The 13,214-nt window shown below is 67.4% G+C and carries 10 protein-coding genes; 6 read left to right on the forward strand and 4 right to left on the reverse strand.

What is annotated here, in order from left to right; genetic code table 11:
- Positions 1-172: hypothetical protein (locus tag HOP52_RS19670; RefSeq protein WP_275298284.1), on the reverse strand; the 172-nt coding region annotated here is incomplete at its 3' end.
- Positions 173-451: 279 nt separating this feature from the next.
- On the opposite strand from HOP52_RS19670, the gene HOP52_RS17915 reads away from it, so the two are divergent.
- A complete protein-coding gene (locus HOP52_RS17915; RefSeq protein WP_238978839.1) occupies positions 452-1,777 on the forward strand; it encodes a YjiH family protein in 1,326 nt (441 codons plus the stop codon).
- 67 nt (positions 1,778-1,844) lie between these two features.
- Here HOP52_RS17915 and hutC read toward each other — a convergent pair whose 3' ends face one another.
- Complete coding sequence (gene hutC / locus HOP52_RS17920) at positions 1,845-2,561, reverse strand: histidine utilization repressor (RefSeq protein WP_238978840.1); 717 nt, start codon at positions 2,559-2,561, stop codon at positions 1,845-1,847.
- A 78-nt stretch (positions 2,562-2,639) separates the two neighbouring features.
- Positions 2,640-5,078 (reverse strand): ATP-dependent helicase HrpB, encoded by a 2,439-nt coding sequence (gene hrpB, locus HOP52_RS17925; RefSeq protein WP_238978841.1) that lies wholly within the window; start codon positions 5,076-5,078, stop codon positions 2,640-2,642.
- Between the two features lie 106 nt (positions 5,079-5,184).
- Between hrpB and HOP52_RS17930 the strand changes: the two genes are divergently transcribed.
- Together HOP52_RS17930 and arsJ are read left to right on the forward strand one after the other, a co-directional pair.
- Positions 5,185-6,201, forward strand: a complete 1,017-nt coding sequence (locus HOP52_RS17930) for an ArsJ-associated glyceraldehyde-3-phosphate dehydrogenase (protein ID WP_238978843.1) — start codon at positions 5,185-5,187, stop codon at positions 6,199-6,201.
- Positions 6,198-7,400, forward strand: a complete 1,203-nt coding sequence (arsJ, locus tag HOP52_RS17935; protein WP_238978845.1) for an organoarsenical effux MFS transporter ArsJ — start codon at positions 6,198-6,200, stop codon at positions 7,398-7,400. Before HOP52_RS17930 ends, arsJ begins: the two co-directional genes overlap by 4 nt.
- On the opposite strand, the gene HOP52_RS17940 is transcribed toward arsJ, so the two are convergent.
- Complete coding sequence (locus HOP52_RS17940; RefSeq protein WP_238978846.1) at positions 7,372-8,052, reverse strand: TetR/AcrR family transcriptional regulator; 681 nt, start codon at positions 8,050-8,052, stop codon at positions 7,372-7,374. The two genes, arsJ and HOP52_RS17940, sit on opposite strands and share 29 nt — an antisense overlap.
- A 258-nt stretch (positions 8,053-8,310) precedes the next feature.
- Between HOP52_RS17940 and xdhA the strand changes: the two genes are divergently transcribed.
- Genes xdhA through xdhC form a run of 3 tightly spaced genes read left to right on the forward strand, consistent with a single transcriptional unit; the run spans position 8,311 to position 13,140 of the window.
- Positions 8,311-9,783, forward strand: coding sequence for a xanthine dehydrogenase small subunit (gene xdhA / locus HOP52_RS17945; RefSeq protein ID WP_238978847.1), 1,473 nt, complete (start codon positions 8,311-8,313; stop codon positions 9,781-9,783).
- Entirely contained in the window at positions 9,767-12,259 is a 2,493-nt protein-coding gene (gene xdhB / locus HOP52_RS17950; protein ID WP_238978848.1) for a xanthine dehydrogenase molybdopterin binding subunit, read from the forward strand. The genes xdhA and xdhB overlap by 17 nt, the downstream gene beginning before the upstream one ends.
- Positions 12,259-13,140: a xanthine dehydrogenase accessory protein XdhC gene (gene xdhC, locus HOP52_RS17955; RefSeq protein WP_238978850.1), complete on the forward strand. Its 882-nt coding sequence runs from the start codon at positions 12,259-12,261 to the stop codon at positions 13,138-13,140. The genes xdhB and xdhC overlap by 1 nt, the downstream gene beginning before the upstream one ends.
- The last annotated feature ends 74 nt before the right edge of the window (positions 13,141-13,214 follow it).

A 13,214-nucleotide genomic window follows, 5' to 3' on the forward strand; every position in this document is an offset into this window, starting at 1 on the left:
CCACCAGGTCCTCGGGGCGCTCGGCCACGTCCGGGTGGAGGTTGTTCATCAGCATGCGCAGCGGCGCCTCGGTGAGCCAGCTCTTGCAGCTGAGCTCGGTGCCGGTGGGGGCGGCGATCTTGCGGGACGGGTCGTGACGCGGGTCACGGTCGATGGGCTGATACTGGGTCATGAAGGCATCCTCGTTCTTGTGGCCGGACGGGTGCAGCCAAGACAGCCGCACAATCTGTATATACAGATATCGACCATTCCACGAGGTAGCGTCAAGAGGAGAAAATTTCCGAACCGCCCCAATATTAGATAAGATATTGTTTTTCATCTATAAAAAAAATATTATTGGCGAAATTGATAGACTAAAGTCTATTTGCCGAAGGGATGGAAATCGCCAAACCTTGTCAATGCTGTATATACAAGTAGCCCTTCGGACAACAACACGACGGTGGAAGCCCCCATGGAAAAACTGGCGGAATATCCCAAGAACAGAAAAAGCAGCTGGTGGAACCTGATGAAGCTGGTGATTCCCAGCGGCATCGGCATTCTCTTCTTCTTCGTACCCATCGAAATTGCCGGGCGCTCCACCATCCTCCTGGATCACCTCGTGCGCTACTGCATCGGCCTGCTGGGTGACTGGGCTCCCTGGTACGCCTTGGCCGTGATTACCGCCGGTGCCCTCTACCCCTTTATCACCGGCAGTTGGCGGCGCAGCACCACCAACCTGGTGTTTACCCTGCTCAAGGTGGCCGGGGTGGTCTTCATGGTGATGGCCATAAGCGGTGCCGGGCCTGCCCTGCTGCATGAACCCGACAAGTTGCCCTTCCTGCTCGACAAGCTGGTGGTGCCGGTCAGCCTGATCGTACCCATCGGCGCCATCTTCCTGGCCCTGCTCACCACCTACGGACTCCTGGAACTGGTTGGAGTGATCTGCCAGCCGCTAATGCGCCCGCTTTGGAAGACACCGGGTCGCTCCGCCATCGATGCGGTGGCCTCCTTCGTCGGCAGCTACTCCATTGGCCTGCTGATCACCAATCGGGTCTATACCAGTGGCATGTACTCCAACCGCGAGGCGGCCATTGTCGCCACCGGCTTCTCCACGGCCTCGGTGACCTTCATGATCGTGGTGGCGAACACCCTGAACATCATGCATGTCTGGCTGCACTACTTCTGGCTGACCCTGCTGATCACCTTCCTGATCACTGCCATTACCGCCCGTATCCCGCCAATCAGTCGCATGAGCACTGACGCCGCCAACCCTGAGCCGACAGTTCCTCGGGGGGAGCGCCTGAGTAGCGCATTCCATGCCGGATTAGAGGCTGCCCATCGTGCGCCTGGCTTGCCTCGCAACATGCTGAATAACGGACGCGAGGGACTGCTAATGGCCATGAGCATCCTGCCCTCGATCATGTCGGTAGGGTTGATCGGCCTGCTGGTGGCCACCTATACCCCGGTGTTCGACTGGCTCGGCTATGCCCTCTACCCCTTCGTGCTGCCCTGGGGGCTCGATGACGGCCTGATGCTGGCTCAGGCCACCGCCTCGGGGCTCGCCGAGCTGTTCCTGCCAGCGCTGCAGATGACCGAGGCCTCCTTCGTGGCCCGCTTCGCCACCGCCATCGTGTCGATCTCCTCGATCCTGTTCTTCTCGGCGTCGATTCCCTGCATTCTTTCCACCAACATTCCCATTTCCATTCCGCAACTGCTGGCGGTCTGGTTTATTCGCACCGCTATCGGCCTGTTCCTGGCCATCCCGGCCGGTTATCTCGTCCTTTTCCTCACGGGCTAACGCCGGTTAAAACAGCAAAGGCCACCCTTATGGGTGGCCTTTTTCTTGTGTTGCCATGCCTGTCTGACTAAAGGTGACTGACATTCACCCTGGCATTCAGCCTATAGCGAGATCCCGGGTGTAACAGCTGCGTATAGCTGATCAGCAGCTCACCAGACCAGCTGCGTCGAATCACTTTCAGACAGGCCTCACCTTCGGTAATATCCAGTAACGCAGCTTCATGTGGGCTGGGCAGAACCGCCTCAACCGAATGCTCTACGTCAGTGACAGGATAGCGTGCCACCAGAATCGCATTGGGCGTATGCCTCTCAAAGTCCTGCTGCAAATAGTCCGGGGCCAGCTTAGGATTTACATGACGCCGCTCCAACTGGATCTTGACCCCATCTTCTCGGTGCACAATCTCCGAATAAAACACACTCGATCCGGTACGCACACCGAGAAAAATGGCCACATCCTCGGGAGCATTGACCTCCTCCAAGCGGATCACCTCACTACTATGCTTCCCTCCTCGAGTAGCGATTTCATCAGCAATATTCTTGATCTCGAATAGAGAGGACTCGGCCTTGCGTTCCACCACATAGGTGCCGGAACCCGTACGCCGCATCAATAGCCCGTTGTTAACCAGGTCACGGATCGCCTTATTGGCTGTCATACGGCTCACGCCAAAGCTCTTGGCCAACGCATTTTCAGCGGGAATCCGATCACCCGGAGCAAACGTTCCTTCCTCAATCTGCTCAATCAAGTAGTCTTTGATCCTCGTATAGGATGGTTTCATATCCGACATTTCGACCTTCTAAGCTCCCGTTAGACCATCTTCCCACTATACCACCCAGCATAGGCAGACCAGACGCCAGTGCCATTCCTACCCGCGCCGCTTGGTGCGGGCGGTGGCCTCGGCGGTGACGGGGTCTTCCGGCCAGGGGTGCTTGGGGTAGCGGCCGCGCATCTCCTTGCGTACTTCCGGGTAGCCGCTCGCCCAGAAACTGGCCAGGTCGGCGGTGACCTGCAGCGGGCTCCGGGCCGGCGAGAGCAGGTGCAGCAGCACCGCCTCTCGCCCGTCTGCGACCCGGGGGGAGGCCTGCCAGCCGAAGCACTCCTGCAGCTTCACCGCCAGCACCGGCGGCTTGCCCTCGAGACAAGGCGCATAGTCCACCCGATGGCTGGCGCCGCTGGGCACCGCCAGGCGCATCGGTGCCAGGGCATCGAGCCGTGAGCGTAGCGGCCAGTCGAGGCCATCGAGTAGAAAGCGCGCCATCGGCAGGCGCTCCACGGCGTCGAGCCGGGTGATGCCATCCAGATGCGGACCCAGCCAGTCATCCAGGGTGTCCAGCAGCGCGGCCTCTGACCAGTCAGGCCACGCCTCGCCCAGCGCGCGGCGCAGCAGCGCCAACCGACCGCGCAGCTGGATCAGGGCGTCGTCTTGTGGCAGGCCACGCCGGCGCAGCGCCTCGAGCAGGGCCGCCCGGACCGCCTCGGCCGGCAGTTCGGCGAGGGGCTTGCGCTCCAGCACCACCGCGCCCAGGCCGCGCACCCGCTCGCCGACCAGGCGGCCCTGCGCTTCGGACCACTCGAGCCTTGGCTGCCACTCTCGGATCCCGGGATAGAGCGCTTCGAGGCGCTCGGCCGAGAGCGCCGCCGCGCGGAAGATCCGCGCACCGCTGGCCTCCCCGTCGAGCTCGGCCGCCACCAGTAGCTCGGCATGGGCCAGGGGGTGGCTCTCGGGCAAGGTGGCCAGCCCACCGGATGCCAGGCGGAAGCGCCCCGGTGCCTCCAGACGCTGGGCGATGCGCTCAGGATAGGCCAGCGCCAGCAGCGCCCCCAGCGGCGCCAGGCCCGTCACCTCCAGCTTGACGCCGGCAATGCGCGCCAGCTGCCGGGCATCCCGCTGCCACTGGCGATGGGCGTCGGGAGCCTTCAGGCGCGCCTGAAGCGCCCGCTCCAGGTCACGCTCGTCATCCAGATCGCGACCCTCCAGCGCGGCAACCAGGGCACAGGCCAGGGGCCTGGCGCCGAGTTCGGCCGCACGCTCGAGCATCACCGCCAGCCGCGGGTGGGTAGGCCAGCGGGTGGCGGCACGGCCCAGCTCGGTCAAATGGCAGGCGTCATCGAGCAGCCCCAGGCGCCGTAACAGCTCGCGGGCTACCGAAAGCGCCGCGGCGGGTGGCGGGGTCACCCAGGCCAGTGCCTCAGGCTCTACAATGCCCCAGCGGGCCAGCTCGAAGGCCAGCGGGGCGAGATCCGCCTGGCGGATCTCCGGCTCGCCGTGGGGAATCAGCGGCTGCTCCTCGGCCCACAGCCGCAGGCAGAGGCCGGGGCCCTGGCGACCGGCGCGGCCGCGGCGCTGGTCGGCGCTGGCACGGTTGACCCGGCGGGTCTCCAGACGGGTAAGGCCGGTACGCGGCTGGAACACCGCCACGCGCTGATGCCCGGCGTCCATCACCAGCCGCACGCCGTCCACCGTGACACTGGACTCGGCGATGGCGGTGGCCAGTACCGCCCGGCGCCGCCCGTCCGGGTCGGGGCGCAGGGCGCGGCGCTGCGCCGCCAGGGGCAGGCGGCCGTGCAGTTCCATGACGACCAGGTCCGGCGCCCGACCAGCCAGCTCCCGGGCCAGGCGGCGGATCTCCCCAACCCCGGGGAGGATCACCAGGGCGTCCCCTTCCTGCGCCTGCATGGCCTCGAGCAGCGCCCGGGCCTGCTGGACCGCGCCGTCATCGCGGGCATTCAGCGAGCGGTAGCGGGTCTCGACGGGATAGCTGCGCCCCGGGCAGTCGATCACCGGGGTGTCGTCGCCCAGCACCCCGAGCAGGGCCTCGACGTCCAGGGTGGCCGACATCACCAGCAAACGCAGGTCGTCGCGCACCGACTGGGCATCCAGGGCCAGGGCAAGGCCGAGGTCCGCCTCCAGGCTGCGCTCGTGGAACTCGTCGAAGATCACCCCGGCCACCCCCTCCAGCAGCGGGTCATCCTGGAGCATCCGGGTCAGCACCCCCTGGGTCACCACTTCCAGGCGCGTCGCCGGGCCCACCCGGCTCTCGCCGCGCATCCGATAGCCGACGCGCTCCCCCACCTTTTCGCCGAGACTCTCGGCCATGAAACCGGCGGCCAGCCGCGCCGCCACCCGCCGCGGCTCGAGCAGCAGCAGTTTGCCCTCGCGGGCCCAGGGCGCCTCGAGCAGCGCCAGCGGCACCCGGGTGGTCTTGCCGGCGCCGGGCTCGGCCACCAGCAGGGCGCGGGCGTGAGAGCCAAGCGCCGCCTGGAGGGCGTCGAGTCGTGCCTCGATGGGCAGGCCCGTTGTCATCGAACTGTCATACGGTTTCATATACGATTCGCCACATATTCCACGTCACCCTATCGAACCGTCCCCCTGCCAAACAGGCATTCCATCGAACACTAGGAGCTATCCCATGACGATACGTATCGGCATCAACGGCTTCGGTCGCATCGGCCGCCTGGCCCTGCGCGCCGGCTGGACGAACCCGGACCTCGCGTTCGTGCAGATCAACGATCCGGGCGGCGACGCCGCCACCTTCGCCCACCTGCTGCAGTTCGACTCGGTGCATGGCCAGTGGACGGGCGACGGCGATGATATCACGGCCACCGACGACGCCCTGGTCGTCGCCGGCCAGCGCCTGGCCTTCAGTGCCAACCGCGAGATCGAAGACACCGACTGGTCCGGCTGCGACGTGGTGATCGAGGCCTCGGGCAAGATCAAGACCACCGAGAAACTCCAGGCCTACCTGGACCAGGGGGTCAAGCGGGTGGTGGTCAGCGCCCCGGTGAAGGACGAGGGCGTGCTCAACCTGGTGGTCGGCGTCAACGATCACCTCTTCGACCCCGCCGAGCACCGCATCGTGACCGCGGCGAGCTGCACCACCAACTGCCTGGCCCCGGTGGTCAAGGTGATCCATGAGAAGATCGGCATCCGCCACGGCTCCATGACCACCATCCACGATATCACCAACACCCAGACCATCCTGGACGCTCCGCATCAGGACCTCAGGCGCGCCCGGGCCTGCGGGATGAGCCTGATTCCGACGACCACCGGCTCGGCCAAGGCGATCACCGCCATCTTTCCGGAGCTCACCGGCAAGCTCAACGGCCACGCCGTGCGGGTGCCGCTGGCCAACGCCTCGCTCACCGATATGGTCTTCGAGGTGGCCCGCGAGACCACAGAGGCGGAGGTCAACGCCCTGCTCCAGGAGGCCGCCGAGGGCGAGCTCGCCGGCATTCTTGGCTATGAGGCGCGCCCGCTGGTCTCCATCGACTACCGCAGCGACCCGCGCAGCTCCATCGTCGATGCCCTCTCCACCATGGTGGTGGCCGGCACCCAGGTGAAGCTCTACGCCTGGTACGACAACGAGTACGGCTACGCCTGCCGCACCGCGGAGCTGGCCGCCAAGGTGGGTAAGGCCGACGCATGATCGCCCGCGTCGCCGCCCTGCCCCGAGAGATCCGCCAGTACCTGCTGGTCACCGGCAACTACTGGGCCTTCACCCTGACCGACGGCGCCCTGCGCATGCTGGTGGTGCTCTACTTCCACAGCCTGGGCTATTCGGCGCTGGAGGTGGCGCTGCTGTTTCTCTTCTACGAGTTCTTCGGCGTGGTGACCAACCTGGTAGGGGGCTGGCTGGGCGCCCGGCTGGGCCTCAACCGCACCATGAACCTGGGGCTCGGCCTGCAGGTGGTGGCGCTTGCCATGCTGCTGGTGCCGGTGGCCTGGCTCAGCGTACCCTGGGTGATGGCCGCCCAGGCGCTTTCGGGCATCGCCAAGGATCTGAACAAGATGAGCGCCAAGAGCGCCATCAAGACCCTGGTGCCGGCCGGTGACGCCGGCCATCAGTCGCTCTACCGCTGGGTGGCGCTACTCACCGGCTCCAAGAACGCCCTCAAAGGAGTGGGCTTCTTCCTGGGAGGACTCCTGCTGACGCTGATCGGCTTCCAGGGGGCGATTCTCGCCATGGCGGTGATGCTCGCCGGCGTGCTCGGGCTCTCGCTCTTGCGCCTCGACGCCGACCTGGGCCGGGCCAAGGCCAAGCCGAAGTTTCGCGAGATCCTCTCCAAGAGCCGCGCCATCAATATCCTTTCGGCGGCGCGGATGTGCCTGTTCGGTGCCAGGGACGTCTGGTTCGTGGTGGCCCTGCCGGTGTTCTTGGCCACCCAGTTCGGCTGGAACAGCTGGCGAGTGGGGGGCTTTCTGGCCCTGTGGGTGATCGGCTACGGCGCGGTGCAGGCGGTGGCGCCGCGGATCACCGGACAGGCCGCGGGGCGCGGGTCCGCCATCGCCTGGGCCGCGGCACTCGCCGCCCTGCCGGCGCTGATCGCGCTCCTCCTGGAGGTTCAACCACACATCGTGCTGCTCGGGGGGCTTATGCTCTTCGGCGCGATCTTCGCGGTGAACTCCAGCCTGCACAGCTTTCTGATCGTGCGCATGGCGCGCTCGGACGGGGTCTCGCTGGACGTGGGCTTCTACTACATGGCCAACGCCATGGGGCGGCTGATCGGCACCCTGCTCTCCGGCTGGCTCTATCTCACCGGCGGGCTCGTCGCCACCCTCTGGGTCTCCAGCGCCATGCTCGTCGCGACCGTGGTGATCAGTCTGGCGCTGCCGCGGGAGGCCTGACCCCACACCCCTTGAGGATCACCTGGGTCAGGAAGGCGGTGATCCGCTCCACGTCGGCGTCAGTGATCTCGTCCCTGCCGGTGATGCCGAGCACCTGGGCTTCGAAGTCGGCGTAGTGCTGGGTGGCCGACCAGATCAGGAAGATCAGCCAGACGGGGTCCACCGGGTCCATCAGCCCGCGCTCGGCCCACTGCTCGAAGATTCGCGCGCGCTCCTCCACCCAGGTCCGCAGTTCCCCGCTCAGGTAGTCCTGCAGGAAGGGGGCGCCGCCGAGGATCTCGGCGGCGAACAGCCGTGAACCTTCCGGATGACGGCGCGACAGCTCCATCTTGCTGCGGATAAAAGCCTCCAGCACCTCGGCCGGGTCATCGTCCACGCTGATATCGTCAAGCAGCGCATTCCAGCGCGCCATCATGCGCTCGAGCAGGCGAACATAGAGGCCGCGCTTGCTGCCCATGTAGTAGAGCACATTGGACTTCGGCAGCCCCGCCGCTTCCGCAATGGCCTGCACGCTGGCCCCACGATAGCCGTGGGCAGCGAACACCCGCTCGGCGGCCGTCAGAATCTCGCGCTCGTTGCGCTCACGGGTGGCGCCGTTGCTGACACTGGCGATTCGCGTACGCGGTTTCTCCGGGCTTGGCGTTTGTGGCATCAACAGGCTCCCCGCCCTGAATGTGTCGGACTGCAAAGAGTGCCCCAGCCCGCCGCGACCTGCAAATCCTCCGAGGTGTGCCCGCAGCGCCATGCCGGCGACAGCCCAACGGTATTCGCACAAATCGCCAGCCCGGGGCTTGCAAAGTGCGACACTCTGACCCATGCTGAGTACATCCTGACCACATGGTCAACCTCATGGCGGCATCCGCTATCTGCCATCCATCTACAATAAGCAACAGGCGACAGAGACACGGCGATGATCAACTTCAAGCTCAACGGGAAGCCGCAGCAGTGCAGCGCTACGCCCGATACCAGCGTGCTGGAGCTGCTGCGCGACACCCTCGGCAGCACCGGCACCAAGGAGGGCTGCGCCTCCGGCGACTGCGGCGCCTGCACCGTGGCCATCGGCGAGCCCGGCCCCGATGGCCAGCTGCGCTACCACAGCGCCAATGCCTGCATCACTCCCGCCCATCAGCTCAACGGCCGCCACCTGGTCACCGTTGACGGACTCGCCGACGGCGAGGCCCTGCATCCGGCTCAGGCGGCCATGGTCGAGTGCCATGCCAGCCAGTGCGGCTTCTGCACCCCCGGCATCGTGATGTCGCTGTTCACCCTCCATGAAGCGCAGCGGCAAGCCCCGGCGCCGCTGACCCCGCAGCGCCTGGAGGCCGCCCTTGGCGGCAACCTGTGCCGCTGCACCGGCTATCGGCCGATCCGCGACGCCGCACTCTCCATGCACGACTACCCCCATCGGCGTCCCGACTGGCTGGACCTCGGGGTCGATGCCGCCGCCCCCCAGGTGGCCGACGACAGCGATGCCGCCTTTGTGCAGCCCGCCACCCTGGCCGAGCTGATCGAGGCGCGTGGGCGCCACCCCCAGGCGCCCATCGTCGCCGGCGGCACCGACCTGTGGCTTGACATCACCCAGCGACTGGCGCGCTTTACGCGAGTCATCGACGTTACCCGGGTCGCCGAGCTCAACGCCATCGACGAAGCCTGCCTGGAGGACGGCCGCCAGGGCTGGTGGATCGGCGCTGCCGTGTCCTACTCCCGCCTCGAGCCGCTGCTCGAGACACACCTCGAGCCTTTCGCCCACCTGCTGCACCGCCTGGGCTCGGCCCAAGTGCGCAACCGTGGCACCCTGGGCGGCAACATCGCCAACGCCTCGCCGATCGGCGACACCCCGCCGGTGCTGCTCGCGCTGGGCGCGCGGCTTAGGCTAGCCGGCCCCGATGACGGTCATGGAGTGCGCGAACGCGAGATCCCGCTGGACGACTTCTTCCTCGACTACAAGCAGACCGCCCTGGGCGAGGGCGAAGTCATCCACGCCATCTTCCTGCCTCGCCTGGAGGACGGGCAAACCCTCAAGGTATGGAAGCTGTCCAAGCGTCGAGAGGACGATATTTCCGCGGTGCTGGCCGCCTTCAGCTGGAAGCACGAGGCCGGGGTACTGCGCGACGTGCGCCTGGCCTTCGGCGGAATGGCCGCCACGCCTCAGCGCGCCGCCCAGGCCGAAGCCGCGCTGGAGGGGCAGCCCCCCTCGCCGGCCGCCTTTCAGGCCGCCCGGCTGGCCCTGCAGCAGGACTTCCAGCCGATGACGGATGTCCGCGGCAGCGCCCACTATCGCCAGCTGTCCGCCGCCAACCTGCTGGAGCGCCTGCGGCTGGTCCTGGCACAGCAAGAAACCCACGCCCCGGGGGAGGTCATGCTTCATGCGTACGCTCACTAAGCTCGACAAGATGACCGGCGCCACCGCCGACGTCAGCACCGATTCCGCCAAGGCCCGGCTGGAGCAGGAGGGGCGCATCAAGGGCGACGGCCCCCTCGCCCGCGACACCCTGGGCCCCGCGGTCACAGGCCCGAACGCCCGCGCCCACGAGAGCGCGATCAAGCACGTCACCGGCCGCGCCGCCTATATCGACGACCTCAAGGCGCCGGCCGACACCCTGCATGTGACCCTGGGCCTCTCCCCCGTCGCCCACGGCCGGCTCAAGGGGCTCGACCTCGACAGGGTGCGGGCGATGCCCGGGGTGGTCGATGTGATCGCCATCGGCGATGTCCCGGGACACACCGACATCGGCCCGGTGTTCCCGGGCGACCCCATCTTCGTCGACGACGAGATCAGCTACGTCGGCCAGGTGCTCTTTGCCGTGGCCGCCGAGACCCAGCGCGCCGCTCGCGAGGCGACGAGCCCCGCCGTGGTGGCCGAGATCGCCGAGATCGAGGCAGACGCCCCGAGCCTGGATCCCGTCGCCGCCGCCGAGCGCGGCGAGTTCGTGCGCCCCACCCATGTCCAGCAGAGCGGCGACTGGGAGCAGGCGCTGGCCGGGGCCGCCCACCTGGTCGAGGCCGAGCAGTTCGTCGGCGGCCAGGAGCACTTCTACCTGGAGGGCCAGGCCTGCCTGGTCCTGCCCACCGAGGACGAAGGCGTCATCGTTCACACCTCCAACCAGCACCCCAGCGAGACCCAGAAGCTGGTCGCCGAAGTGCTGGGCATCCCCTTCCATGCGGTGACCGTGGAAGTGCGCCGCATGGGCGGCGGCTTCGGCGGCAAGGAGACCCAGGCCTCGCCCTGGGCCTGCATCGCCGCCCTGATCTGTCGACGCACCGGACGCGGCGCCCGCGTCTGCCTGCCCCGCGCCGACGACATGCGCGTTACCGGCAAGCGCCACCCCTTCCACAACCGCTATCGCCTGGGCGTCGACGCGGCGGGCGTGATCCAGGGCGGCGAAATCACCGTGATCGGCGACTGCGGCTACTCGCCGGATCTGTCCGATGCCATCGTCGACCGCGCCATGTTCCACAGCGACAACGCCTACTCCCTGGGCGAGGCCCGGGTGACCGGCCACCGTGCCCGGACCCACACCGCCTCCAACACCGCCTTCCGCGGCTTCGGCGGCCCCCAGGGCATGATGGTGATCGAGGCGGCCATGGACGATATCGCCCGGCGCATCGGCGAAGACCCGCTGACGGTGCGCAAGCGCAACTTCTATCGCCCCGGCCGCCAGACCACCCACTACGGCCAGCGGGTGGATCAGATCGGTCTGCTGCGCGAACTCGTCGAGCGGCTCGAGACCAGCAGCGACTACTGGGCGCGGCGCCGCACCATCACCGAATTCAATGCCGAGAGCCCGATCATCAAGCGCGGCCTGGCGCTGACCCCGGTGAAGTTCGGCATCTCCTTCACCGCCAAGCACCTCAATCAGGCGGGTGCGCTGCTGCACGTCTATACCGACGGCAGCGTGATGATCAACCACGGCGGCACCGAGATGGGCCAGGGGCTGCACACCAAGATCTGCCAGGTGGTGGCCCGCGAGCTGGGCCTCGACCCCGACGAGGTGCGCATCACCGCCACGCGCACCGACAAGGTGCCCAACACCTCGCCCACCGCGGCCTCCAGCGGCGCCGACCTCAACGGCCAGGCGGCCCGCGACGCCTGCGTCAAGCTCAAGCAGCGCCTGTTCGACTTCGCCCACGAGCACCTCTACCGGGACCAGGGGCTCGATCGTGACGATATGCGCCTGGAAGGCGGCCAGCTGGTGGCGGGCCACGGTGAGAGCGAGCGGCGCATTCCCTGGGGCGAGCTGGTCCAGGAGGCCTATCTCAACCGCATCTCGCTCTCCGAGAAGGGCTTCTACGCCACGCCGCTGATCCACTACGACCGCAACGTCGGCCAGGGCCGCCCCTTCTACTACTACGCCTTCGGCGCTGCGGTCTCCGAGGTCAGCGTCGACACCCTCACCGGCGAGTACCAGGTCGACCGGGTCGACATCCTCCACGACGTGGGCGACTCGCTGAATCCGGCCATCGATATCGGTCAGGTGGAGGGCGGCTTCATCCAGGGCATGGGCTGGCTGACCAGCGAGGAGCTCAAGTGGAACGAGGCCGGCCGGCTGATCTCCGACGGCCCGGCCACCTACAAGATTCCCACCTACGGCGACCTGCCGCCGGTGTTCAACGTCGCCCTGATGGAGGGCCACCCCAACTCCATGGCCAGCATCTACCGCTCCAAGGCGGTGGGCGAGCCGCCCTTCATGCTCGGCATGTCGGTGTGGTCGGCGCTACGCGACGCCCTGGCGAGCCTGGCCGATTACGCCGAGGCCCCGGCGCTGGACACCCCGGCCACCCCGGAGCGGGTGCTGCTGGCCGCCGAGGCCCTGCGCACCAAGTACCACCCCTGGCCGCTGGAACAGGGGGACGCCTGATGGAGCGCGGCAGCCAACCGGCCCAGCGTCCGGAGAGCTGGCATGGGGCCCTGCACCGCCTGCAGCGTGAGGGGCTGCCCCACGCCCTGGCCACCCAGGTGACCAGCACCGGCTCCACGCCCCGGGAACCCGGGGCGCGGATGGTGATCACCGAACGGGAAGTGTTCGACACCCTGGGCGGCGGCACCTTCGAGTGGCAGACCATTGCCCTGGCCCGCGGTCGCCTGGCCCGCGGCGAGACAGGAATGAGCCTGGAGGCCTTCCCCCTGGGCGGGCGCAGTGGCCAGTGCTGCGGCGGCTACGTCAACCTGCTGATCGAGGTCTTCCCCGGTAGTCAGACCACCCTGGCGATCTTCGGCGCCGGCCACGTCGGCACCGAGCTGGTGCGACTGGCCGCCCCGCTGCCCTGGCGAGTGCTGTGGCATGACAGCCGCGACGCTGCCTTCCCGGCGTGGGCCGGCCATCAGCCCCGGCTCGAATGTCGGCCAAGCCCCGACCCCGAGGCCGCCGTGGCTGCGCTGCCGCCCGACGCCCACGCCCTGGTGCTGACCCACGACCACGCCGAGGATCGCGCCCTAGTCGACGCCCTGCTGAGCCGCGGCGACATGGCCTCCATCGGGCTGATCGGATCGCACAGCAAGTGGGCCAGCTTCCGCTCGCGGCTACGCGATGCCGGCTTTGATGAGGCGACCCTGGAGCAGGTGCGCTGCCCGATCGGCAGGGTAAGCGGCGCGAATGGCAACAAGCGCAAGAGCGGCGACAAGACGCCCTACGCCATTGCGCTGGCCACCCTGGCCGAGCTGCTGCCGCTGGTGGGCAGCGCCGAGCACGCCGACCTGCGCGGCCTGGAGCCAGCAGAGCTGAGAGCTCTGTTCAGCTAACAATCGCGATGATGCATAGCACGCCAAGAACCAGGGGCGCCGGGGACAGGCCAAAGGGGAGGTCCTTCGCCATG

The sequence above is a fragment of the Billgrantia campisalis genome, from assembly GCF_022341425.1.
Taxonomy (GTDB): domain Bacteria; phylum Pseudomonadota; class Gammaproteobacteria; order Pseudomonadales; family Halomonadaceae; genus Halomonas; species Halomonas campisalis.